20 protein-coding genes and 1 pseudogene are annotated in these 21,407 nt (G+C 72.2%); 11 read left to right on the top strand and 10 right to left on the bottom strand.

Annotated elements, in window-relative coordinates:
* Positions 1-54 precede the first annotated feature (54 nt).
* Positions 55-3,048 (bottom strand): putative bifunctional diguanylate cyclase/phosphodiesterase, encoded by a 2,994-nt coding sequence (locus tag ABD332_RS21010; protein ID WP_344503698.1) that lies wholly within the window; start codon positions 3,046-3,048, stop codon positions 55-57.
* A gap of 80 nt (positions 3,049-3,128) precedes the next feature.
* Positions 3,129-3,593, bottom strand: coding sequence for a signal peptidase I (locus ABD332_RS21005; RefSeq protein ID WP_344503697.1), 465 nt, complete (start codon positions 3,591-3,593; stop codon positions 3,129-3,131).
* 23 nt (positions 3,594-3,616) lie between these two features.
* Here ABD332_RS21005 and ABD332_RS21000 point away from each other — a divergent pair, with 23 nt between their 5' ends.
* On the top strand, positions 3,617-4,636 hold the full coding sequence (locus ABD332_RS21000; RefSeq protein ID WP_344503696.1) for a LamG domain-containing protein: 1,020 nt from the start codon (positions 3,617-3,619) through the stop codon (positions 4,634-4,636).
* Here ABD332_RS21000 and ABD332_RS20995 read toward each other — a convergent pair.
* Both ABD332_RS20995 and hisN read right to left on the bottom strand, forming a co-directional pair.
* Positions 4,560-5,468: a hypothetical protein gene (locus ABD332_RS20995; RefSeq protein ID WP_344504015.1), complete on the bottom strand. Its 909-nt coding sequence runs from the start codon at positions 5,466-5,468 to the stop codon at positions 4,560-4,562. The genes ABD332_RS21000 and ABD332_RS20995 overlap by 77 nt on opposite strands.
* 82 nt (positions 5,469-5,550) lie before the next feature.
* On the bottom strand, positions 5,551-6,369 hold the full coding sequence (gene hisN, locus ABD332_RS20990) for a histidinol-phosphatase (RefSeq protein WP_344503695.1): 819 nt from the start codon (positions 6,367-6,369) through the stop codon (positions 5,551-5,553).
* Positions 6,370-6,421: 52 nt separating this feature from the next.
* Here hisN and ABD332_RS20985 point away from each other — a divergent pair, with 52 nt between their 5' ends.
* Entirely contained in the window at positions 6,422-6,964 is a 543-nt protein-coding gene (locus ABD332_RS20985) for a DUF2087 domain-containing protein (RefSeq protein ID WP_344503693.1), read from the top strand.
* A gap of 30 nt (positions 6,965-6,994) precedes the next feature.
* Here the strand turns inward: ABD332_RS20985 and rsgA are convergent, their stop codons facing one another.
* Together rsgA and aroA are read right to left on the bottom strand one after the other, a co-directional pair.
* Entirely contained in the window at positions 6,995-8,089 is a 1,095-nt protein-coding gene (rsgA, locus tag ABD332_RS20980; RefSeq protein ID WP_344503692.1) for a ribosome small subunit-dependent GTPase A, read from the bottom strand.
* Positions 8,041-9,351, bottom strand: a complete 1,311-nt coding sequence (aroA, locus tag ABD332_RS20975; protein WP_344503691.1) for a 3-phosphoshikimate 1-carboxyvinyltransferase — start codon at positions 9,349-9,351, stop codon at positions 8,041-8,043. The genes rsgA and aroA overlap by 49 nt, the downstream gene beginning before the upstream one ends.
* A gap of 76 nt (positions 9,352-9,427) precedes the next feature.
* Between aroA and ABD332_RS20970 the strand changes: the two genes are divergently transcribed.
* From ABD332_RS20970 to rsrA, 5 genes and pseudogenes are all read left to right on the top strand, one after another.
* Positions 9,428-10,147, top strand: a complete 720-nt coding sequence (locus ABD332_RS20970; RefSeq protein ID WP_344504014.1) for an SOS response-associated peptidase — start codon at positions 9,428-9,430, stop codon at positions 10,145-10,147.
* Positions 10,148-10,314: 167 nt separating this feature from the next.
* A pseudogene (locus ABD332_RS20965) lies at positions 10,315-10,701 on the top strand (WhiB family transcriptional regulator); the annotation flags it as partial.
* A 206-nt stretch (positions 10,702-10,907) separates the two neighbouring features.
* On the top strand, positions 10,908-11,561 hold the full coding sequence (locus tag ABD332_RS20960; RefSeq protein ID WP_344503690.1) for an alpha/beta hydrolase family protein: 654 nt from the start codon (positions 10,908-10,910) through the stop codon (positions 11,559-11,561).
* Positions 11,562-11,752: 191 nt separating this feature from the next.
* Positions 11,753-12,577 carry a sigma-70 family RNA polymerase sigma factor gene (locus ABD332_RS20955; protein WP_344504013.1) on the top strand — a complete coding sequence of 275 codons (825 nt, stop codon included), beginning with the start codon at positions 11,753-11,755 and terminating at the stop codon, positions 12,575-12,577.
* Between the two features lie 5 nt (positions 12,578-12,582).
* Complete coding sequence (gene rsrA / locus ABD332_RS20950) at positions 12,583-12,867, top strand: mycothiol system anti-sigma-R factor (RefSeq protein ID WP_344503689.1); 285 nt, start codon at positions 12,583-12,585, stop codon at positions 12,865-12,867.
* A gap of 827 nt (positions 12,868-13,694) precedes the next feature.
* Here rsrA and ABD332_RS20945 read toward each other — a convergent pair.
* Positions 13,695-15,584: a vWA domain-containing protein gene (locus tag ABD332_RS20945; RefSeq protein ID WP_425552259.1), complete on the bottom strand. Its 1,890-nt coding sequence runs from the start codon at positions 15,582-15,584 to the stop codon at positions 13,695-13,697.
* Positions 15,581-16,624 (bottom strand): AAA family ATPase, encoded by a 1,044-nt coding sequence (locus ABD332_RS20940; protein WP_344504011.1) that lies wholly within the window; start codon positions 16,622-16,624, stop codon positions 15,581-15,583. The genes ABD332_RS20945 and ABD332_RS20940 overlap by 4 nt, the downstream gene beginning before the upstream one ends.
* Positions 16,625-16,733: 109 nt before the next feature.
* Between ABD332_RS20940 and ABD332_RS20935 the strand changes: the two genes are divergently transcribed.
* Together ABD332_RS20935 and ABD332_RS20930 are read left to right on the top strand one after the other, a co-directional pair.
* Complete coding sequence (locus ABD332_RS20935) at positions 16,734-16,949, top strand: biotin/lipoyl-binding carrier protein (RefSeq protein ID WP_344503688.1); 216 nt, start codon at positions 16,734-16,736, stop codon at positions 16,947-16,949.
* Positions 16,946-17,458 carry a GNAT family N-acetyltransferase gene (locus tag ABD332_RS20930; RefSeq protein WP_344503687.1) on the top strand — a complete coding sequence of 171 codons (513 nt, stop codon included), beginning with the start codon at positions 16,946-16,948 and terminating at the stop codon, positions 17,456-17,458. The genes ABD332_RS20935 and ABD332_RS20930 overlap by 4 nt, the downstream gene beginning before the upstream one ends.
* A gap of 91 nt (positions 17,459-17,549) precedes the next feature.
* Here the strand turns inward: ABD332_RS20930 and ABD332_RS20925 are convergent, their stop codons facing one another.
* Positions 17,550-18,182 (bottom strand): TetR/AcrR family transcriptional regulator, encoded by a 633-nt coding sequence (locus ABD332_RS20925; protein WP_344503686.1) that lies wholly within the window; start codon positions 18,180-18,182, stop codon positions 17,550-17,552.
* 99 nt (positions 18,183-18,281) lie between these two features.
* Here ABD332_RS20925 and ABD332_RS20920 point away from each other — a divergent pair, with 99 nt between their 5' ends.
* Positions 18,282-19,823, top strand: coding sequence for an MDR family MFS transporter (locus ABD332_RS20920; RefSeq protein WP_344503685.1), 1,542 nt, complete (start codon positions 18,282-18,284; stop codon positions 19,821-19,823).
* A gap of 134 nt (positions 19,824-19,957) precedes the next feature.
* Positions 19,958-20,986: an SIS domain-containing protein gene (locus ABD332_RS20915; RefSeq protein ID WP_344504010.1), complete on the top strand. Its 1,029-nt coding sequence runs from the start codon at positions 19,958-19,960 to the stop codon at positions 20,984-20,986.
* On the opposite strand, the gene ABD332_RS20910 is transcribed toward ABD332_RS20915, so the two are convergent.
* Positions 20,961-21,401 (bottom strand): hypothetical protein, encoded by a 441-nt coding sequence (locus ABD332_RS20910; protein WP_344503684.1) that lies wholly within the window; start codon positions 21,399-21,401, stop codon positions 20,961-20,963. The two genes, ABD332_RS20915 and ABD332_RS20910, sit on opposite strands and share 26 nt — an antisense overlap.
* Between the last annotated feature and the right edge of the window lie 6 nt (positions 21,402-21,407).

Here is a 21,407-nt window from a genome sequence, read left to right as displayed (position 1 = left end):
GGTTGGGTGACCTGTTGCACTGCGGCGGGGTCGCCGCGCTGGTGAAACGGTGTTTCAGGCCATCGCGGCGAAAGGTGCCGCCTTGGGGATCATGGCGAAGGCGTCCCGCTCGGAGAGCGGCTTCGCGAAGAGGTAGCCCTGGCCGTACGGGCACCCCATGTCGCGCAGGGCGAGCGCCTGCGCGGACTCCTCGACGCCCTCGGCCACGACCGCGAGGTCGAGCGTCTGGGCGAGGGTGACGATGGCGGTGACGACCGCCCGCTGCTGTTTGGACTCCAGCATGTCGTCGATGAACGACTTGTCGATCTTGAGCACGTCGATCGGCATGTGTTGCAGGTACGACAGCGACGAATAGCCGGTGCCGAAGTCGTCGATCGCGAGCCGGACGCCCATCGCCCGCAGCGCGTCGAAGTCGGCCTTGACCTGTTCGTCGTTGCGGAGCAGCAGGCTCTCGGTGATCTCCAGCAGCAGCGTGCCGGGCTCCACGCCCGAGGCCCGCAGCAGCTGCCGGACCTCCTCGACGAAGCCGGGGGTGCGGAACTGCCGGACGGAGACGTTGACGCTGATGTACCGCAATGCGCCCGGCGCCGAGGAGCGCTGCCACCGGCCGACGGTGTTGAGCGCCTGCTGGAGCACCATCCGCCCCATCGGCACGATCAGGCCGCTCTCCTCGGCCACCTCGATGAAGTGGCCGGGCGCGATCATGCCCCTGGTCGGGTGGTTCCACCGGACGAGTGCCTCGAAGCCCAGCGGCGAGCCGGTCTCCAGGTCCACGATCGGCTGGTACTGGAGCACGAACTGCTGCTCCTTGACCGCCTGGTCGAGCGCGGCGCGCAGCTCCAGCCGCTCGAGCACCGCAGTGTGCAGGTCCGACTGGTAGCGCCGCCACTGGCCCTTGCCGGCGCCCTTCGCCACGTACAGGGCGAGGTCGGCCTGGCGCATGAGCTCCTCGGCGGAGCTCGCGTCGACGGTGGTGGACAGCCCGACGCTGGAGATGCCGTTGACGTCCTGGCCGGCGATCTCGAACGGCTCGGCGAGCGCGAGCACGATCCGCTCGGCCGCGAGCTCCAGGTCGGCCATCGAGTCGGTCTCGATCAGCGCGGCGAACTCGTCGCCGCCGAGCCGGGCGACCGTGTCGGTGTCGCGCAGCGCCCCGGTGATCCGCTCGCCGACCGCGATCAGCAGCGCGTCGCCGACGGCGTGCCCCAGGGTGTCGTTGACGATCTTGAAGTCGTCCAGGTCGATGAACAGGACGCCGACCAGGCTCTCGTCGCGCTTGGACCGGGCCACGGACTGCTCCACCCGGTCCTGGAAGAGCACCCGGTTGGCCAGGCCCGTGAGCGAGTCGTGGAACGCCTGGCGGATCAGCTGCTCCTCCAGCTGCCGGCGCTCGGTCACGTCCCGCACCGTGAGCACCAGGCCGCCGACGGTCTGGTCGTCGCGCAGGTCGCGGCAGTCGACCTCGACCATGAGGCCGGCGCCGTCGACGCGCTCCGCGCGCAGGTCCATCTGGTTGTGCGCGTGCATCCCGCCACGGACCTGGGCGAGCAGCTCGGCGAGGCGGGCCCGCTCGTCGGCCGCGACGAACTCCCACAGCTCGTAGCCGGCGAGCCGCTCGTCGCCGAACACGGTGCCGGCGGACGGGCTGCAGTACTGGATCAGGTCGTGCTCGTCGACGATGAGGATCACGTCGGACGTGTTGTGGATCAGGGTCCGGAAGTACGCCTCGCTGCTGCGCCGGTTGACCTCGGCGGTCAGCGTCATGCGCTCCAGGGCCATCGCCGCCTGCGAGGCGAGCACCTCGAACGTGCTCTGCAGCGACTGCAGCGCCTCCGTCGGCGCGCCCACGTACAGCATGCCTTCGATGCCCATCGGGTGGCGCAGCGCCGAGCTGTAGCCGCGCAGCAGCTCCCGGACGTCCGGGTCCAGGCCCGACACGCGGACCAGCCCCGGCTCGTCGACCCGCTCGGCGCGCACCAGCGCGACCGCGTGGGCCACCCCTTCCGGCAGCAGCCGGTCCACGGTGTGCCGCACGGCGGCGAGGGTCTCCGCGGTGTCGGCGGCCGACACCAGCGTGGTCGTCGCCTCGCGGAGCTCCCGCTCGCGGGCCATCGACTGGCGGTGGTTGCCCATGACACCGGCGAGGCGGGTGAGCACCAGCACGAACATGAGGCCGGACATGACGGCGATGACGGCCGCGTCGCGGACCGTGCCGAGGCTCGCCTCGACCAGCAGCACCCCGGGCGCGATCAGCGACGCGGCGCCGAGCAGCGCGATCCGGCGCACGCCGACCTCGCCCGGCCGGGACCGGGCCGGCTCGGTGAGCTCCACCATCGACGGGTGCAGCGCGGCCGCGGCCCACGCCGAGTAGCAGAGCACCCAGCCGAGGTCCGTGGGGCCGCCGACGTGCCAGTCGCCGTTGAGCTGGATCAGGCCGTACACGACGTCGGCGACGAGCAGTCCGGCGGTGCCGGTGCCGAGGATGACGATCGACGGGCTGCGCCGCCCGCCGCCGGTGATCAGGCGGGCGAACACCGCGAGGGTGAGCACGTCGCCGAGGGGGTACGCGATGGAGACCAGCTTCTGCACCAGCGTCAGCTCGGTGCTGCGCACGTACGGGTCGATCAGGAAGATCCACGCCAGCAGGGCGATGCCGATGGTGAGCGTGGCCGCGTCGAGCAGGCTGTCGCGGTCGTTGCGGCCGGTCCTGGACCGGATGAAGCCGAGCAGGCCGCCCGCGACGAGGGGGTACATCGCCAGGTACAGCACGTCGTTGACCGAAGGGAACGGGTTGGTCATCCCGAACACGTCGGTGAGCAGGTTGTAGACGAAGTCGCCGGAGCCGAACGTGAAGAGCGCGGCGGCGAGCAGGTACCACGGCCAGCGGCGCCGGGGGCGGTGCACGGCCACGCCGACGACGACGCCGATGGTGCTGGACAGGCCGATCGCGCCCCACCAGAGCATGTGCTGGCCGGGCCACAGGTAGAACGCCACGGTGAGCAGCGCCATCCAGGCCGCGAACCAGGTGCTGAGCGTGCGTGTCAGCAAGTCCGCCTCCATTCCGCTCGCCGTCGTCAGGAAATTCCCCGCGATTGACCAGATCGGTCGCGCGGTGAAGGTCTGAACAATTACCGGGGTGCGGGTCGGGTCCTCTGAGTTGCCACCCGGGTCGCCCGAACGCCTGACGTCCGGTGCCCTCCGGCCCGCCCCGCCGTGTGCTTGGGGCGCCTGCCGGTCGTCCGGGCCAGCCAGCCGAGGGCGATCAGCGCCGCGAACGCGCCGAGCACCGGCAGCGTCCGCCCCTCGCGCAGCCACAGTGCCGGCAGGCCCGCCTTCGGCACCCGGAGCCGGGCGAGGCCGCGTACGCCGGTCGCCGGCACCGCCGCCGGGTCCTCCGTCGAGTTGGCGTCGCCCTTCGTGGTGAGGGTGCCGTCGGCGTTGCGCCGCACGACCCGGTGCACCAGCAGCGGGCCGGGCCGGGCCGGGTCCTCGACCACGACGACCTGCCCCGGCCGGACCCGCTCGGGGGCCACCGGCGCCGACACCACCAGGTCGCCGGGCGCGATCCCGGGCCGCATCGAGCCGGTCAGCACGACCTGGCTGTCCCACCCGGCTGGTGCTGCTGCTCGCGCTGCTGGCGCTGGTCGTCCCGGCCGGCGCCGGCGCCGCGTTCACCGCGAGCACGGCCAACACCGGCAACTCCACCACCGCCGCGGCGACCTTCCCGACCTACCCGGCGGCGGTGACGGGTGACACGCCGTGGGCGTACTGGCGCGGCGAGGACACGACGATCGTGGCCGCCGACGCGTCCGGCTCGGCGCACCCCGGCACCTACCAGGCGCCGGTCCAGGGTGCCTCGACCTGGTGGCCGGCGGACGAGGGCGCGGGCACCCGGGTCGAGGACCTCTCCGGCGCCGCGAACCGGGCCGGCCTCGGCGCCGCCGCCGGCTGGGCGACCGGCCGGGACGGGGTCCACTCGGCGATGTCGTTCACCGGCAATGCGGCCACCAGCTATGCCGCCGGTAGCCTGCCGGCCGTGCGCACCGACCAGAGCTTCACGGTGATCACCGCCGGGCTGCCCGGCGCGCTGCAGGGCGCCCAGCAGGGGCAGTCGGCGAGCACCGCGACCGGCTACCGCGGCGTCACGAACCTGTCCTCGAACACGACCGTCAGCAACCCGGGCCCGTTCACGGTCGAGGCATGGATCCGCACCTGGACGGGCGGCGCGGTGATCGGCTTCGGCACCGCCGCGACCGGCTACAGCGGGACCCGGGACCGGCTGCTCTACGTCGACAGCGGCGGCCGGCTGACGTTCGGCGTCTACCCCGGCTCATACGTGACGCTGCGCTCGCCCGCGGGCACGACCTACGCCGACGGCGCCTGGCACCACGTGGCGGCCAGCGTCGGGGCCGCCGGGCTGCGGCTCTACGCCGACGGGAACCTGGTCGCCGCGAACGCCGCGCAGACCGCCGCGGAGAGCTCGACCGGCTACTGGCGGGTCGGCGGGATCAGCCTCGCCGGCTGGCCGAACCGTCCGGCGAACGGCTACTTCACCGGGGTCATCGACGAGCCGGCGGTGTTTGCGGCACAACTGAGCGACCAGCAGGTCGCCTGGCAGGTTCACGCGAACCACTGAGCACGAGGGTCTTCGCCTCGCGGGTGATCGGGTGGTGGTGCTGCGGCTCGGCGTAGAAGCTGAGCCCGATCACGCTGCCGAGGGTGAGCACGAAGCCGGCCGCCACCAGCCACTCCTTGCCCGGCCACACGCCGTCGCCGAGGAAGAACAGGCCGACCAGGGCGGCGGGCACCGCGCCGGCGGCGTCCATGGCGGCGACCGCGGCGGTGGTCGAGCCGCGCTGCATCGCCAGGCCGAGCAGCAGCTGGCCGACGAGCGAGTGGGCGATCAGCAGGTAGGACAGCGGGTCGGTGAAGAACTGGCCCAGGTTGTCGGCGGAGGCGAGCGGGCGGGACGCGACGGCCGCGGCGCCGAACGCCACCCCGGACAGGGCGCCGAGCGCCACCGAGCCGGGCGCGCCGTGCAGCCGGCCGGCGAAGAAGCCGATGACCGCGATCACCCCGAGCGCGGCGACGAGCCCGGCCACGCCCGCCGTGCCGAGCTGCCGCGACGGGGCGGGCTTCGCGGCCAGTACCAGGGCGGCGAGACCGAACGCGAGCAGCACCAGCAGGGCGAGCTCGGTCCTCGGCAGCCGCCACTTGAGGATGAGGACGCCGAGCAGTGCGGTCACCCCGAGCCCGGCGGCCATCGCCGACTGCACCAGGAACAGCGGCAGGTCCCGGCGGGCGAAGAACGCGAGCGCGAAACCACCGAACTGGCACGCGACGCCGACGAGGTAGGACTTGTGCCGGCCCAGGCGCAGCAGCAGCATCGGGTGGAACCCGTGATGCAGGTCAGTGCGTGCGGCGGCTACGGATTGCAGCAGGTTGGCCACTCCGTAGGCAGCGATCATCGCGCCGAGGAAGAGCCAACTCCAAGATGCCACCCGGAGAGGATAGACCCGGTTCGGGGGAGTGGCATGCGGACCATTCGGTTTAGCCCGACAAACCAGACAATCTGGGGTTTCCCAAACGGGTGAGAACGTCCTCGTGAAGGTGACCGTTTGTAGCGATCGCGCTCCCGCCGCCCGGGCCCGGCTCGCCCTGCAGGTCGGTGAACGTGCCGCCGGCCTCGGTCACGATCGGCACCAGCGCCGCGAGGTCCCACAGCGACAGCTCCGGCTCGACCATGATGTCCACGGCGCCCTCGGCCAGCAGCATGTAGCCGTAGAAGTCGCCGTACGCCCGCTGGCGCCACGTCCGGCGGGTCAGGTCGAGGATGGCGTTGAGCCGCCCGGCCTCCTCCCAGCCGCCCAGCGACGAGTAGCAGAAGCTCGCGTCGGCGAGCCGGTCGACACCGCTCACCCGGATCGGCGTCGCCGCGGCCGTGTGGCGTCCGGCATACGCTCCGTGACCGAGCGCGCCCCACCAGCGCCGCCCGAGCGCCGGCGCGGACACCAGCCCGACCACCGGCTGGGCGCCCTCCATCAACGCGATCAGGGTCGCCCAGATCGGTACCCCGCGGACATAGTTCTTCGTGCCGTCGATCGGGTCGATCACCCACTGGCGCGTCCCCGGACCGGCGGCGGCCTCGGTCGCCCCGTACTCCTCGCCGAGGACCCCGTCGCGCGGCCGGGCCCGCTGCAGCGTCGCCCGCAGCGCCTTCTCGACCGCCGTGTCGGCCTCCGTCACGGGCGTCAGATCGGGCTTCGTCGACACGTGCAGATCCTGGGCCCGGAACCGGGGAACGGCGATCGCGTCCGCGGTATCGGCAAGCAGGTGAGCGAGGGCCAGGTCGTCCGCGTAGCGCGCCATGCGCGGAAACTTAGCCGACGATCGCCACCTTCTGGCAGTACTGTCGCCGTTTGTGACCACCTCGCCGGCCGCCCTGTGTGGCCTCCTTGCCGAAGAGGACCGGCTCCGGGTCTATGCCGCCGTGGTGCTCGGAGCGCCGGGGCTCGCCGCGATCGGGGCGGCGACCGGCCTGCCGGCCCGCGCCGTCGCGGCCGCCGTCGGACGGCTGCAGCAGGGCGGGCTGCTGACCGGCGGCGATGGTGCCCTGCGCGCCGACGTCGAGGTCTTCAAGGAGTCCGTCCGCGCCCACGCCGCGACCCCGGCCGCGGCGGAGCCCATGGACCCCGACCGCCAGCGCGACCAGATCCTGCGCACGTTCGTCGTCGACGGCCGGCTGACCCAGATGCCCGCCGCTCACGGCAAGCGCCTGGTGGTGCTGGAGCACATCGCGTCGTCGTTCGAGCCGGGCGTGCGCTATCCGGAGCGGGAGGTCAACGCGGTGCTGCGGGCCTGGTTCGACGACCACGCGGCGCTGCGGCGCTACCTCGTCGACAACCAGTTGCTCTCCCGCGCCGACGGCGTCTACTGGCGTACGGGCGGGCCGGTGGCCGTCTAGGCCTCGTCCTTGCCTGGGCCTCGTCCTTGGCTAGGCCTCGTAGGCCTCGTCCGTCGGCTCGGTGGGTTCCGCGGTGCCTTCCTTGGATGCGAGGAGGCGGCGGAACGAGGCGAGCCGCCTCGGGTCGGCGCCGCCCTCGGCGACCAGCATGTCCAGGCCGCACTCGCCGCCGGCGCCGGTGTGGTCGCAGTTGGGCGCGCACCGGGTCGACGCCTCGACCAGGTCGGGGAACCCGTGCAGCAGGCTGTCCGCCGACACGTGCGCCAGGCCGAACGACCGTACGCCCGGCGTGTCGATGATCCAGCCGCCGCTCCTCTTGCTTTCCGGCAGGCGCAGCGCCACGGCGCTGGTGGACGTGTGCCGGCCCTTGCCGACGGCGCTGACCACGCCGACCGCCCGGTCGGTGCCCGGCACGAGCCGGTTGACCAGCGTCGACTTGCCGACGCCCGAGTGGCCGATCATCACCGACACCTTGCCGCTCAGCGCCGCGACGAGGTCGTCGATGGGCTCGCCCGGCCGGCACAGCACATACGGCAGGTCCAGCTCGGAGTAGTAGTCCAGCACCGCCTCCGGGCCCGCCAGGTCACCCTTGGTGAGGCACAGCAGCGGCTCGATCTCGGCGTCGTACGCGGCGACCAGGCACCGGTCGATGAAGCCCGTCCGCGGCGGCGGGTCGTGCAGCGAGTTGACGATCACGAGCTGCTCGGCGTTGGCGACCACGACGCGCTCGAAGCGCCCCTCGGTCGAGCCCTCCTCGTCGTCGGCGGTGCGCATCAGCACCGACCTGCGGTCGTCGATGCGCACGATCCTCGCGAGGGTGTCGGGCCGCCCGGTCACGTCCCCCACGATCTGGACGTTGTCGCCGACGACCACGCCACGGCGGCCCAGCTCGCGGGCGCGCATGGCGGTCACGACCGCGTCGGTCCCGGCGATGTGGCAGGTGTACCGCCCGCGGTCGACCGCCACGACGAACCCCTCGACCGCGTCGCTGTGCTTCGGCCGGGTGCGCGTGCGGGGTCGCGAGGACCGGCTCGGGCGGACCCGGACGTCATCCTCGTCGTACTCGCGCTTGCGCGTCAGTCTTGTCCTCCAACCGAGCCCGGACCGTGCACCATCGTTGACCATAGCCGGGGGAAGTCCGGCAGTGTCTTCGCGGTGCATGTCACGTCGTCCAGCCGCACCCCGCCGACGGCGAGCCCGACGACGGCGGCGGCCTGCGCGAGGCGGTGGTCGTCCCGCGTGGGGAACGTGCCGCCGCGCAGCGGGCGGGGCCGGATCCGCAGGCCGTCGTGGTCCTGGGCGATGTCCGCGCCGAGCCCCGTCAGGCCCTCGACGAGCGCGGCGAGCCGGTCGGTCTCGTGGGCGCCCAGGTGCGCCAGGCCGTGCAGGTGCGACGGGGAGTCCGCGACGGCGGCGAGCGCGGCGAGCACCGGGGCCAGCTCCGCGACGTCGGCCAGGTCGGCGGTGAGGCCGCGGACCGTGCCGGTGCCGCGCACGACCAGCCCCTGCCGGGTGACCGCCGGTGAGCCGCCCATCTGGTGCAGCAGGTCCAGCAGCCGGTGGCCGGCCTGGATGCCGGAGCGCGGCCAGCCGGCGACGGTCACGGTGCCGCCGGTGACCAGCGCCGCGGCGAGGAACGGCGCGGCGCCCAGCAGGTCCGGCTCGATGTCCCAGGCGCGGCCGTTGAGCCGGCCGGGCTCGACCACCCACATGTCCGGCCGGCTGTCGTCGATGCCGGCCCCGGCGGCGCGCAGCATCTGCACCGTCATGCGCAGGTGGGGCGCGCGGGGCAGCGGCGGGCCGGCGTGGCGCACGGTGAGACCGCGGTCGAACTCGGGCGCGGCCAGCAGCAGCCCCGACAGCATCTGGCTGGAGGCCGACGCGTCGATCGTCGCCGCGCCGCCGGTGACCCGGCCGATGCCGTGCACCGTCAGCGGCAGCCCGGCGCCGTAGTCGACCCGCGCGCCGAGCGTGCGCAGCGCGCCGATCAGGGGCGCCACCGGCCGCGTGCGGCTGCGCTCGTCGCCGTCGAAGGTGACGGCACCGTCGGCGAGCCCGGCGACCGGTGGGAGGAAACGCAGGACCGTGCCTGCGGTGCCGACGTCGATCCGGGCGGGGCCGCACAACGGGCGGGGGCGCAGCACCCACAGGTTCTCGTCGGAGGTGGACACGTGGCAGCCCATGGCGCGCAGGCCCGCCGCCATCAGCTCGGTGTCGCGGGCCCGCAGGGGACCACGCAGGGTGGTGGCGCCCAGGGACAGCGCGCCGAGGACCAGCGCCCGGGCCGTCATCGACTTCGAACCGGGGAGCCGGACCGTGGCGGTGACCGGCGCCGAGGCGGTCGGCGCGATCCACGGCAGGGACACGGGGGCGGTCAGGTGAGGCACGCGTACAGTGTGCGGCCCGTGCCGCTGGGTAGCGACTGCTGACAATGCCTCATTCGTCACGGGTACCGTAATGGGCATGTGTGGTCGGTATGCGACATCCCGCAGCAACGTTGACCTGAGCGCGCTGTTCGAGGCCACCGACGAGACGGACGGGCTCGAGCCGGACTACAACGTCGCCCCGACGGACCAGGTCCCGGTGGTGCGCGTCTCCCAGTCCGCCGACGGCCGCGTCCTGAGCAGCGCCCGCTGGGGTCTGGTGCCCCCGTGGGCCGCCGACCTCAAGGTGGGCGCTCGGATGATCAACGCCCGGTCCGAGACGGTCGCGGAGTCGAAGGCGTTCGCGCAGTCGTTCGCGAAGCGGCGCTGCCTCGTGCCCGCCGACGGCTGGTTCGAATGGAAACGCGGGGACGGCAAGGACAAGCAGGCGTATTTCATGACGCTCGGTGACGATGAGCCGTGCGTGTTCGCCGGCATCTGGACGGTGTGGGGGAAAGGTGACGACCGGGTGCTCACCTGCAGCATCATCACCGCGCCCGCCGTGGACGATCTGGCGCTCATTCACGACCGCATGCCGCTGATGCTGCCGCCGTCGCGGTGGGACGAGTGGCTGGCGGCACCCGTCGATGAGCGGCTGCTGGCCCCGACGCCGTCCGAGCACGTCGCGCGGCTGGAGCTCCGCCCGGTCGGCGCGCGCGTGGGTGACGTACGTAACGACGGCCGTGATTTGCTCGACCGCGTGCCGGCGCCGGCCCTGCGATCGAGTGACGTCGAGCCGATCGATCTGACCCTCTTTTAGGCTGTACGTCCATTTCCTCCCCGGCAGGTTTTGCCTATCCGCGTGAAAACTCTTGTATTTGCAGGTGTTTGTGCGATAGAACACAGCGCCGGTAGGTCAATGTCGGATGGGGGCATCCCGACGTTTTCCTGCCTTGTGTTCGTTTGACCCACGGGGGAGGTGGGTGTATGACCCGGGCGAGGATGCCACGCCCGCATGAGGTCGCTGCCGCCAAGCGTGATCCGCGTCTGTTGCGCGCGGTGCGCGAGCAACAGGGCGATGATGCCTGGCGGACCCGCGGCGCATGCCAGACAGTTGATCCGGAGACGTTCTTTCCGGCCCCGAGCGAGCCCGCCGACGCTGCCGTCGCGTTGTGCCGCACCTGCGACGTCCAAGGCGCATGCCTGGCCTGGGCGCTGGAGGTCGGCGACTGCCACGGTGTGTGGGGAGCGACCACACCGCGTGAGCGGCGTGCGATGCTCGTCGCATGGCGCAGCGACGCTCCACAACCCGCGTTGACGGGCCAGCCACAGGCAGCCGAGCACCGGATGGGCCCGATGGCATGCCTGCCGTTGGTGCCGATCCAGCGCGTGGGCCGGACCGCGACCGACCGGCGCGATCCGGTCGGCGCCGCCAGCGGCTGACCGACGGGCCGGCCGGCGCCCTTCCAGGCTCCCCGGCCGGCCCTTCTGTTCGTACACCGGCGGGCACTTCTGCTGCACGGGCGGGCCGTTCTGGTGCGCGGGTGAGCTCCTCTGCTGCGCCGGCGGGCTCTTCCGGTGTGCCGGTTGGTCGGCGGAGCAGGTCGCGGGCCAAGCGGTCGCTCGTCGGGCAGGAGGTCGAGACCCCGCACGGGGTCGCGCGCTTCTCGCTCGACGTCCCGGCGGGGTACACGGGGACGCTGCTCGTCCTGGGCCACGGCGCCGGCGGTGACGTCGACGCCGTCGACCTCGTGGCGGTCCGTGCCGCCGTGCTCGACGCCGGGGCGGCCGTCGCCATGGTGACGCAGCCCTACCGGGTCGCCGGCGCCCGCCGCCCACCGGCACCCGCCAGGCAGCTCGACGCCGCCTGGCTCGCTGTCGTTGCTGAGCTGCGCCGCAGGGTGGCGATCGACACCCTCGTCGTCGGCGGCCGGTCCAGCGGCGCCAGGGTCGCCTGCCGCACCGCGGCCGAGGCCGGCGCCGACCGCATCCTGGCGCTCGCCTTCCCGCTGCACCCGCCCGGCAAGCCGGACGTCACCCGCGCGGACGAGCTGCGCACGGGCGTGCCGACCCTCGTGCTCAACGGCGACCGGGACGCCTTCGGCGTGCCTTCGCCGGGCCCGGCGGTCCACGTCGAGGTGCTGCCCGGCGAGACCCACGCGCTGTCGAAGGCACCCGACCGGCTCGCCGCCATCGCCGTGGCGTTCGTCACCACCGCCGACCCGGCTCGTTGAACAGTGTGTGACCGGTGCAAACCGGACACGCTCTCCACACCGCGGACCGATGTCGTTCCGCAAACTCCCAGGCCCTTCCTGTTCCCGGTGGCCGGCCGGTCCCAATCCAAAAGGCCGGCCGCCGGGGCAGGCGGGTAGGAATTGCGGGGGTGGCGCGGTTGTTACACGGAGCGTGCGACGCTGCCGAGGCGTTGCCTGTGGAGGGAAGTCAACTCGTGGCAACACTTGAGCGCGAGGATCAACGCATCCGCGAGCTGCTGTTCAGCCCGTCGTGGCCGGCGGCGACGGACGCGGAGCCCGATCCGTCCTGGCAACCGATCGCCCGCGAGAGGTTGACGGGCGCCACAAACTCTGAAGTCACTCAGCAACTCGGCGTATCCTCGGCAGGACGGTCGAGGGTTGGAGTCGCACGAGTGGTCAGCAGCGAGAGCGCGGTGCAGCAGCGCATTCGGTTCGAGCACGACGCGTTGCCCTTCATCGATCAGCTGTATGCGGCGGCCCTGCGCATGACGCGCAACCCGGCCGACGCGGAGGACCTCGTCCAGGAGACGTTCCTCAAGGCGTATGCGGCGTTCCACCAGTTCGAGACGGGCACCAACCTCAAGGCCTGGCTCTACCGCATCCTGACCAACACCTACATCAACTCCTACCGTCGCCGTCAGCGCCAGCCCGTCCAGGCGCCCACGGAGGAGATCACCGACTGGCAGCTCGCCGAAGCCGAGTCGCACACGTCCAGCGGGCTGCGCTCCGCCGAGACCGAGGCCCTCGACCGGCTGCCCGACTCCGACGTCAAGGAGGCGCTGCAGTCGCTGCCGGAGGAGTTCCGGCTCGCCGTCTACCTCGCCGACGTCGAGGGCTTCTCCTACAAGGAGATCGCCGACATCATGAACACGCCCATCGGCACCGTGATGTCCCGTCTGCACCGCGGCCGGCGCAACCTCCGCCGTTCGCTCGAGACTTATGCTGCCGACCGGGGTTTCACCCGCACCCCGTCCGCTGAGCCGAGCGAGGTCTGAGTCCGATGAGCTGTGGAGACCCGCACGAGACAGACTGCGGCGCCGTCCTCGCCGAGGTGTATCTCTACCTCGACCTCGAGTGCACCGACGACCGCCGTTCGCTCATCCGCGACCACCTCGACGAGTGCTCGCCCTGCCTGCGCGAGTTCGGCATCGAGCAGGAGGTGAAGGCGCTCGTGGCCCGCTGCTGCGGCTCCGAGCTCGCCCCCGCCGACCTCAAGGACCGCCTCCGCTCCAAGCTTTCCGAACTGGTCGTCAACGCCGAAGCCCGCGAGCTCCGCACCGACTGACCCTCGTCCTCCACAAACCCCGTGCGGTTCTGGCAGCCCCGGCCCCCGGAACCGCACGGCTCCCGCCCGCGCCCTTGGTAACCCGCGGGTCAATCGCGGTCGTGGCCCTCGTGATCGAAGTCGCGTAGTGGCTGTCCGGGCGGCCAGGGTCGTCCTTCGACCATGGTGGCTATGGTGCTCGGCCGAGGGGTTCGGCATCCGGGTTGGGCTGTCCTGGTTGCTGTTCGCACGCGGGTCCGCTGATCCGTCCGGCCGCAGGTCAGGCCAGCGCGGAGGGTGGGTTCCTTCCGTCCGGCTGGAGGCCGGGCGCCAGGTGGCGTGGTTGCGGTCCGTGCCGTGGTTCGGTGATGTTCCCCGGCCGCCGTCCGCGCATGATCCAGCGCCGTTCGAGAGCGTAATTCGGTGCTTCGACCCCGTCGTTGGCGTTCACAACCAGTCCACATCGCACCCATCGCCGGCGTCGCGCTCGCCGTCATGGTTCACAACCAGTGCTGTCCCACTCTGATCGCTGAATTCGCGCGTGCGGTCTCGGTAGCCCGCGGGGCGATCGTGGTCGTGGTCGTCGTGATCGATGTCGCGTGGTGGCTGTCCGGGCGGCCAGGGTTGTCCTTCGATCATGGTGGCTGGGTGCTTGGCCGCGGGGCTCGGCATGCAGGCTGGTTGTCCTGGTTGCTGTCCGCGTGCGGGACTTGGCCTCCGCCGTCGCGGTCTTCTCCGCGGGGCGGTCGGGGTCGTGGTTGGCGTGATCGAAGGCGTGTGGTGGCTGTGCGGGCGGCCAGGGGTGTCCTTGGATCACGGCGGGTGCGGGTGGTCGTCGAGTCTGGGGGTCAGCGGAGGCGGAAGACGGGGCCTCGGGGGGTGAAGAGGAGGCGGGTGGTTTCTGGGATGAGGAAGGCGTGTTCGCGGCGTACGCGGATGGGGTCGCAGTAGCCGTCGGTGATGATCAGGATCGGGGCGTCGGCGGGGAAGTCCGGGGCGCGTTCCAGGAGCTTGATGGCGGGCTGCAGGATGGTGCCGCCGCGGCCCTTCACCTTGACCCGGCCGGCGATGTCGGCGACGGGGAGGTAGCCGGCGTCGTACGCGGCCGCGTCGCAGAACACGACGCGGGCGGCCGGCACGTCGCGGGCGGTGGCGTAGGAGGCGATCGCGCCGAGGGCCTTGCCGAGCAGGGTGCGGTCCATCGAGCCGGAGGTGTCGAGCACGACGCCGAACGTGGCGTGGAAGGACTCCTCCTCGGGCCAGAGCCAGCCGGGCCGGGGGATGTGCGGCGTGGAGCTCTGGCGGCGGGAGGCGCGGGCGTAGGAGCGGCGCGGGGTGGGGGAGCGGACATGCTCGGCGAACCAGTTGGCGAGCTGCGCGTCCCACGGCAGCGGCGGGTGGTCCAGGGCGCGGATCTCCTCGACCAGGCCGGACGGCAGGAGGCCGCGGCCGTTGGACTCGTGGAAGGCCAGGCCGGTCGCGAGGGCGCGGCGGTAGTACTCGTCGAGCTCGGTGCCGCGGTGGGTACGGCGGGCGTCGCTGAGGATGTCGCCCAGGCCGCGGCCCCGCAGCGTGCCGAGGCGGCGCAGGCGGCGCAGGTCGGTGGCGATGAGGTCGTACACCTCCTCGGCGCCGGCGTCCTTGAAGCGCGGGTCGTACAGGACGCCTTCGGGCAGGTCGCCGACGGCCATCTCGACGAGCCAGCCGTTGATGACGTAGTCGGTGGCGACGTTCCACAGGTACGGGTCGCGGTGCGCGATCCGGTCGCCGTGGCGCAGGGCGGCGTGCAGCATCTCGTGCGCGATGACGAAGCGGCGCTCCTCGGTGGTGAGCGGCGCGAGGGGGTTGACGTAGATCTCGGCGGCGGACGGGTCGACGGCGGCGACGGTGATCGACAGGTCGCGGGCCACGGCGACGTCGCTGACGATGGTGAAGCCCGCGGCCAGGCCGGCCAGCAGCGGGTACGACGACACGAACCAGCGCCGGGCGACCTCCCACGCCTCGTCGGTCTTGCGACTCGCGACCGGCCGCAGTGCCCCGGCCTCGTCGACGGCCTCGGCCGCGGCCTGGCCGAGGCCCAGGGCGAAGCGGTCCGGCCACGAGAGCGTGACAGCCGGAAGAGACGCAGCGGAAGTGGCAGCCGGAAGAGACGCGGCGGAAGAAGTCGGGAGCGATGCGGGCGGCACGAGGTCGGGGCCGGCGCCGCCCGCGGAACAGCCGGACAGGCCGGAAGGAATGCCGGAGATCCGCCAGCGCTCGGCGAGCTGCTCCTCGAAAGCGGTCGGCAGCGGCGGCAGCAGCACCGGAGGGCGGCCGAGCCGCAGCTCCGCCTGGAACCGGGCCACGACAACGCAGCGCGCGACGGCAAGCTCGGTGTCGGGCGGTGAAGCGGCATCCGCCGGCCCGAGGCAGAGGTGGCCGAAGCCGAGGTGCAGCGCGCAGTGCGCGAACACCCAGACCCACTCGTCGGGCTCCAGCGGCGAGTGCTTGTTGGCGATCACCGTGCCGTCGGCGTAGACCCGGGCGTGGCCGCGGTCGCGGATCAGCTGCGTGTCCTCCGCCCACTGCATCCGCAGCGCCCGCGGGTCGTTGCCGGTCGGGTCGCTGGCGAGGGCGCGGAACATGGGGTTGCCGGACACGGCGGACCAGGCGTGCTGGGCCGCCTCCAGCCGCCGGTCGACCTTCCCGGCGCCACGAGCGGCGGCACCACGAGCGGCGGCGCCGCCGGCGGCGCTCATGCCCGGGCGGCGACGAGGCGCGGCAGGTCGCGGGTCACCTCGACCAGGAACCACGCGGGCAGCGCGGGCATCCCGGACTCGTCGGCGGCGATGACGAGCTGCGCGCACTCCAGCGAGATCTCGGCCAGCTCGACCAGCAGGCCCTTGGCCCGCACCGAGAAGCGGCGCACGGACGGCGAGGCGTGCTCGCGGCTGGCCGGCAGGTCCTTCACGAGCCGGGCCCGGAAGGCCTCGGCGAAGAAGTACAGCAGGTCGCGGTCGGTCGGGTCGCGGGGCCAGGACGCGTCGCCGCGGACGATGGCGTCCAGGCCGTAGCGGTGGCGGACGGTCTTGACGTACGCACAGAACGCCGACGCGTGCGAGGGCGTCAGCGTGCCGGCGGTGAGCACCCGGAGAAGGTCCTCGTCGATGTCCTGGCCGAAGGAGAGCAGCGCGTCGGAGAGCATGTGCCAGGAGCGCGGGGTCGAGAACGGCTCCTCGGTCTTCGGCGGCTTGGACCAGAGGTGGTCGGGCCGCTGGGTGAGGTAGTCGGTCACCCACTCGTGCAGGCCGGCGCCGGCCGCCCACAGCAGCCAGTCGTCGGCGCTCGCCCGCAGGTGTACGTGGATGAGCCGGTTGAGCAGAGCGGACGCCATCGGCCGGGCGAGCGCGTTGTCGGAGGACCGGTTGCCGGCGCCGATCACGATCGATCCGGCGGGCAGCTCGTACGAGCCGATCCGCCGGTCGAGGATGAGGGAGTAGAACGCCTTCTGCACCTCGGGCGAGGCGGAGTTGAGCTCGTCGAGGAAGAGGCAGTAGGGCTCGTCGCGGGCGATCGACTCCGGTGGCGCGAAGCGGCTGCGGCCGTCGCGCAGCTCGGGCACCCCGATGAGGTCCTCGGGCGCCAGCTGCGTGCCGATGAGGGTGACGCAGTCCAGCCCGAGGGCCGCCGCGAACTCCTTCACCAGCGAGCTCTTGCCGATGCCGGGCTGACCCCACACGAAGACGGGCCGCACCACCGCGACATGCAGCAGCACGCCGGGCAGTCCCGCCGGGGTCACCGTGATGGTCGATTCCACGGGGCCATGATGCGTTCGCCGTACAGTCGAGCGCGACCGGGTTTCGCGCGGATATGCTGCGGTTCGCAATCCGACGTCAAAGGAGACCGGGATGTCCGACGAGATCCGTGCCGAGATGGTGGCCAACGTCTGGAAGATCACCACTGAGGTCGGTGCCGAGGTCAGCGAGGGCGACACCCTCGTGATCCTGGAGTCGATGAAGATGGAGATCCCCGTCGTCGCCGAGTCGGAGGGCACGGTCAGCCAGATCGCCGTCAACGAGGGCGACGTGGTGCAGGAGGGCGATCTCATCGCCGTGATCGGGTGACGCGGCAGCCGCCGCTGGTCCGGCGGGCGGACCCGGAGGACCACGCCGGCGTCGCGCGGCTGACGGTGGCGGCGTATCGCGCCGACGGCCAGCTCGACGACGAGCACGGCTATGCCGACGTGCTGGCCGACGTGACGACCCGGGCGGCGCACTGCGAGATTCTGGTCGCCGCCGATGGTGATGTACTGCTGGGCGCGGTCGCGTTCGTGCTGCCCGGCACCCGGTATGCGGAGCTGTCGCGCCCGGGCGAGGCCGAGTTCAGGATGCTGGCCGTCGATCCGGCGGCGCAGCGGCGGGGGGTGGCGCGGGCGCTGGTCCGCGCCTGCATCGACCGCGCGACCGTCCTCGGCTGCGGGTCGATGGTGATCTGTACGCGGGACCGCAACAGCGCCGCGCTGGCGCTCTACGACACCTTCGGCTTCGTCCGCGAGCCGGCGCTGGACTGGACGCCGGTCGAGGGCGTCACACTGCTCGGCCTGCGCCTGAAGCTGCCGACCACCGCGACCTGAGCCCCGCGGCGCGGGCCGGCCGCCGCGCAATCACCGCGACCCCGGGGCCGGCGGCGCGGGTCGGCGGCTGCCGACCACCGCGACCCGGACGTCACTCGCCGGCGGCCGCCAGGCGCATCAGGTCCTCGGCGACCACCAGGGTCGCCTCGCGGCGGTCCTGGGGGCTGAGGTCGTCGTGCCCGCGGAGCACGAAGTGGCCCGCGTGGATCGTGAAGATGGCCATGGCCCGGCGCAGCTGCTGGACCGTGGACTCCGCCGGGTCCATCAGGAAGCCGAAGACGCGCTCCATCTGACCCTTCATGAGCTTGCCCGCGGGCAGCGTGTTGATGAGCGTCTGGTTGCGCTCGAAGAAGCGGATCACGTGCTCGTGCTTGGCGACGTCGTGCAGCACGAAGTACCGCTGAAGGAACTCGATCCGCGTCGCCTCCGTGCGCGGCTGCGCCTCCGCCCACTCCATCAGCGCGTCGACGGCCGCGATGCGGTGCTCGATGAGGCTGTTGACGATGTCGTCCTTGGTCGGGAAGTGGTAGTAGAGCGCGGCCTTGGTGACGCCGAGCTTCTCCGCGATCTCCCGCAGCGAGGTCTTGTCGTAACCGTCCTCGATGAACATCTCCAGGGCGACCCGCTGGATGTGCGCGCGCACGTCCTCGGTCTCGGCGTCGTCGGTCCGGATCCGGTTCCGCCCCCGCACGACCCGCGCTGCTGCCTGCTGGTTCTGCTCCATCGGGACCATCCTACGTGAACTGACTTGACGAGCGGCTAGTACGAACTTACCGTACGGCTAGTAAGTCAACTAGCCGGCCGACAAGTAAGGTGTGCCACGATGTCTGACAAGCGCCTCAGGGTCGTTCTGCCAGGACTGCTCATGGCGATGCTCCTGGCGATGCTCGACAACGTGATCGTCGGCACCGCGATGCCCCGCATCGTCGGTGACCTGGGCGGCGTCGACCACCTGTCGTGGGTCGTCACCGCGTATGTCCTCGGTTCGACGGTGTCCACGCCGATCTGGGGCAAGCTCGGCGACCTGTACGGGCGGAAGACGGTCTTCCTGACCTCGATCGTGCTGTTCCTGCTCGGCTCGGTGCTGTGCGGCTTCGCCCAGGACATGCCGCAGCTGATCGGCTTCCGCGCGTTCCAGGGCCTCGGCGCCGGTGGTCTCATGGTCGGCGCGATGGCCGTCCTCGGCGAGCTCGTGTCGCCGCGCGAGCGCGGCAAGTACCAGGGCCAGTTCGCCGCGGTCATGGCGGTCGCGATGGTCGGCGGCCCGCTCGTCGGCGGCTTCATCACCGACCACGCCGACTGGCGCTGGGCGTTCTTCGTCAACCTGCCGCTCGGCGGCGCGGCGCTGGCGCTGCTCGCGTTGAAGCTCGACATGCCGAAGAAGCGCACCGAGCACCGGATCGACTGGCTCGGCGCGGCCCTGCTCTCGGCCGGCGTCACCGCGCTGGTCCTGATCACCACGTGGGGCGGCAACCAGTACGCGTGGGGCTCCGCGCAGATCGCCGGCCTGGCCGCCCTGGCCGTGGTGTCGCTGGCCGCGTTCATGGTCGTCGAGCGGCGCCACCCGGAGCCGATCCTGCCCCTGGCCATCTTCCGCAACCGCAACTTCAGCCTGGTCGCGGGCATCGGCTTCCTGGTCGGGTTCGCCATGTTCGGCGCGATCACGTTCCTGCCGCTGTACCAGCAGATCGTGCAGGGCGCCTCGGCGACCAACTCCGGTCTGCTCCTGCTGCCGATGATGGGCGGCCTGCTGGTGACCTCGCTGGTGGCCGGCCAGATGATCACCAAGACCGGCAAGTACCGGATCTTCCCGGTGATCGGCGGGTTCGTCATGATCGTGGCGATGGTCCTGCTGTCGCGGCTTGACTCGGACACCTCGAAGACCGAGTCGGCGATCTACATGGCCGTCCTCGGCCTGGGTATGGGCTTCCTGATGCAGACCTCGATGCTCATCGCGCAGAACAGCGTGGAGCTCAAGGATCTGGGCGTGGCGAGCAGCACCTCGACGTTCGCCCGCTCGATCGGCGGCGCGTTCGGCGTGGCGGCGTTCGGCGCGATCTTCAACCACCGGCTGCACGACCTGCTCGCGGAGAAGGTCGGCGACCAGGCGGCGGACCAGCTCGCCGGCGGCGGTGGCGGCGGCGCCTCGATCGGCCCGGCGACGCTCGGCCAGCTGCCCGCCGGGGTGCGCACCGCGGTGATCGACGCGATCGCCGGCGCGACGTCCAGCGTCTTCCTCTGGGCGATCGCGGCGACGGTGCTGGTGCCGTTGCTCGCGATCTTCATCCGCGAGGTCGCGCTGCGCGGCGGCCCCGAGGCGCCCAACGAGCAGGCGGAGAGCACGCTGGTTGCGCAGGAGGGCTAGTTTCGCGCACGCTGTGCGCGAAGTTGCTCCGAAAACTGGCGTCTGGTGCGCGAAGCTGCCAAACTTTGAGCAGTAACGCGCATCAGACGCCAGCACATAGAGGAGTAGCCGTGACCGAGCAGCCCGGTGCCGGGATGCAGGCGGACATCGCCGAGCAGCCGGCCGTGTTCGCGAGGCTCGTCGACGAGCAGGCGGGCGCCATCGCCGCCGTCGCCGAGCGGATCGCGCAGTGGCAGCCCCGCAACGTGATCTTCACGGCGCGCGGCACGTCGGACCACGCCGCGCTGTACGCGGCGTACCTCACCGAGATCCGCCTCGGCGTCCCCGTCGGCCTCGCCTCGCCGTCGGCGATGACGCTCTACGGCGCCCGCCCCGACCTGCGCGACACGCTCGTCGTCGGCGTCAGCCAGAGCGGCGGCTCGCCCGACCTGCGCGAGGTGCTGCGGGTCGCCGGCGAGCAGGGCGCGCACACCCTCGCCGTCACCAACAACGCCGAGTCGCCCCTGGCCCAGGTCGCCGAGCTGCACGTCGACGTCGTCGCCGGGCACGAGATCGCGGTCGCCGCGACCAAGACCTACACCGCGGAGCTGCTCGCGCTGCTCATGCTGGTCGAGAGCATCAAGGGCGGCGGCACGCTGCCCGCCGAGGAGCTCGCCGCGCTGCGGGAGCTGCCCGGCCACGCGGAGCGCGTCCTCGCCGACGACACCGCCGCCGACCTCGCCGCCCGCTACCGGTTCGCGGACCGGATCGTGACCACGGGCCGCGGCTACGCGTACCCGACGGCGCGCGAGACCGCGCTCAAGCTGATGGAGACGTCCTACGTGGCCGGTCTCGCGTTCTCCGGCGCCGACCTGCTGCACGGCCCCCTCGCGATGGCCGACCCCGACGTGCCGGTCCTCGCCGTCGTCGGCGGCGGCCCCGCCGGCGCGTCGATGCGCGACGTCGTCGGCCGGCTCGGCGAGCGCCGCGCCGACGTGGTCGTCTTCGGCCCGTCGAAGGTCGACGGCGCAGCCGGCTGGGTGCCGACCCCCGAGGTCGACGAGCGCTACGCACCGCTGCTGGACATCCTGCCGCTGCAGCGCCTCGCCCTGTCTCTCGCCCTGCACCGGGGCGAGAACCCTGACGCGCCGCGCGGCCTCAAGAAGGTGACGGCGACGCTGTAACGGCGACATCGACGACGGCGGGGCGGCCTTCGCGCAGCGCCCGCGTCTCGAACGCCACCGGGGGCCGGTCACCGACCAGGATCTGGTAGGTCGGCCGGCTCCCGGACAGGTTCAGCAGCTCGAACGAGAAATTGCAGCGGTACGCCCCGCCCGTCGCCGCCAGTACACCGGCCGCCAACGTCGTCACGGCCACCACCTTGCCGTCCTGATCAGCCACCTTCACCGTCGCCCCGGAGGCGACGTCCGGCACCGGGGCGAGGCACGGGGTGCCCGGGACGCCGGTCGCCGCGCCCGCCACGCTCACGTAGCCGTGCAGCTGGAACCCGTCAGGCTTGCTGGTCTCGTCGGCGCGGCCCACCCACCCGCAGCCGCCGAGGGTGAGCACGAGGACAAGGGCAGGCAACAGGCGACGCACGGGCCC

Source organism: Dactylosporangium maewongense (assembly GCF_039531485.1).
Taxonomy (GTDB): domain Bacteria; phylum Actinomycetota; class Actinomycetes; order Mycobacteriales; family Micromonosporaceae; genus Dactylosporangium; species Dactylosporangium maewongense.
Note: the sequence above shows the minus strand (reverse complement) of the source record. Positions and strands in the feature narration are given on the sequence as shown.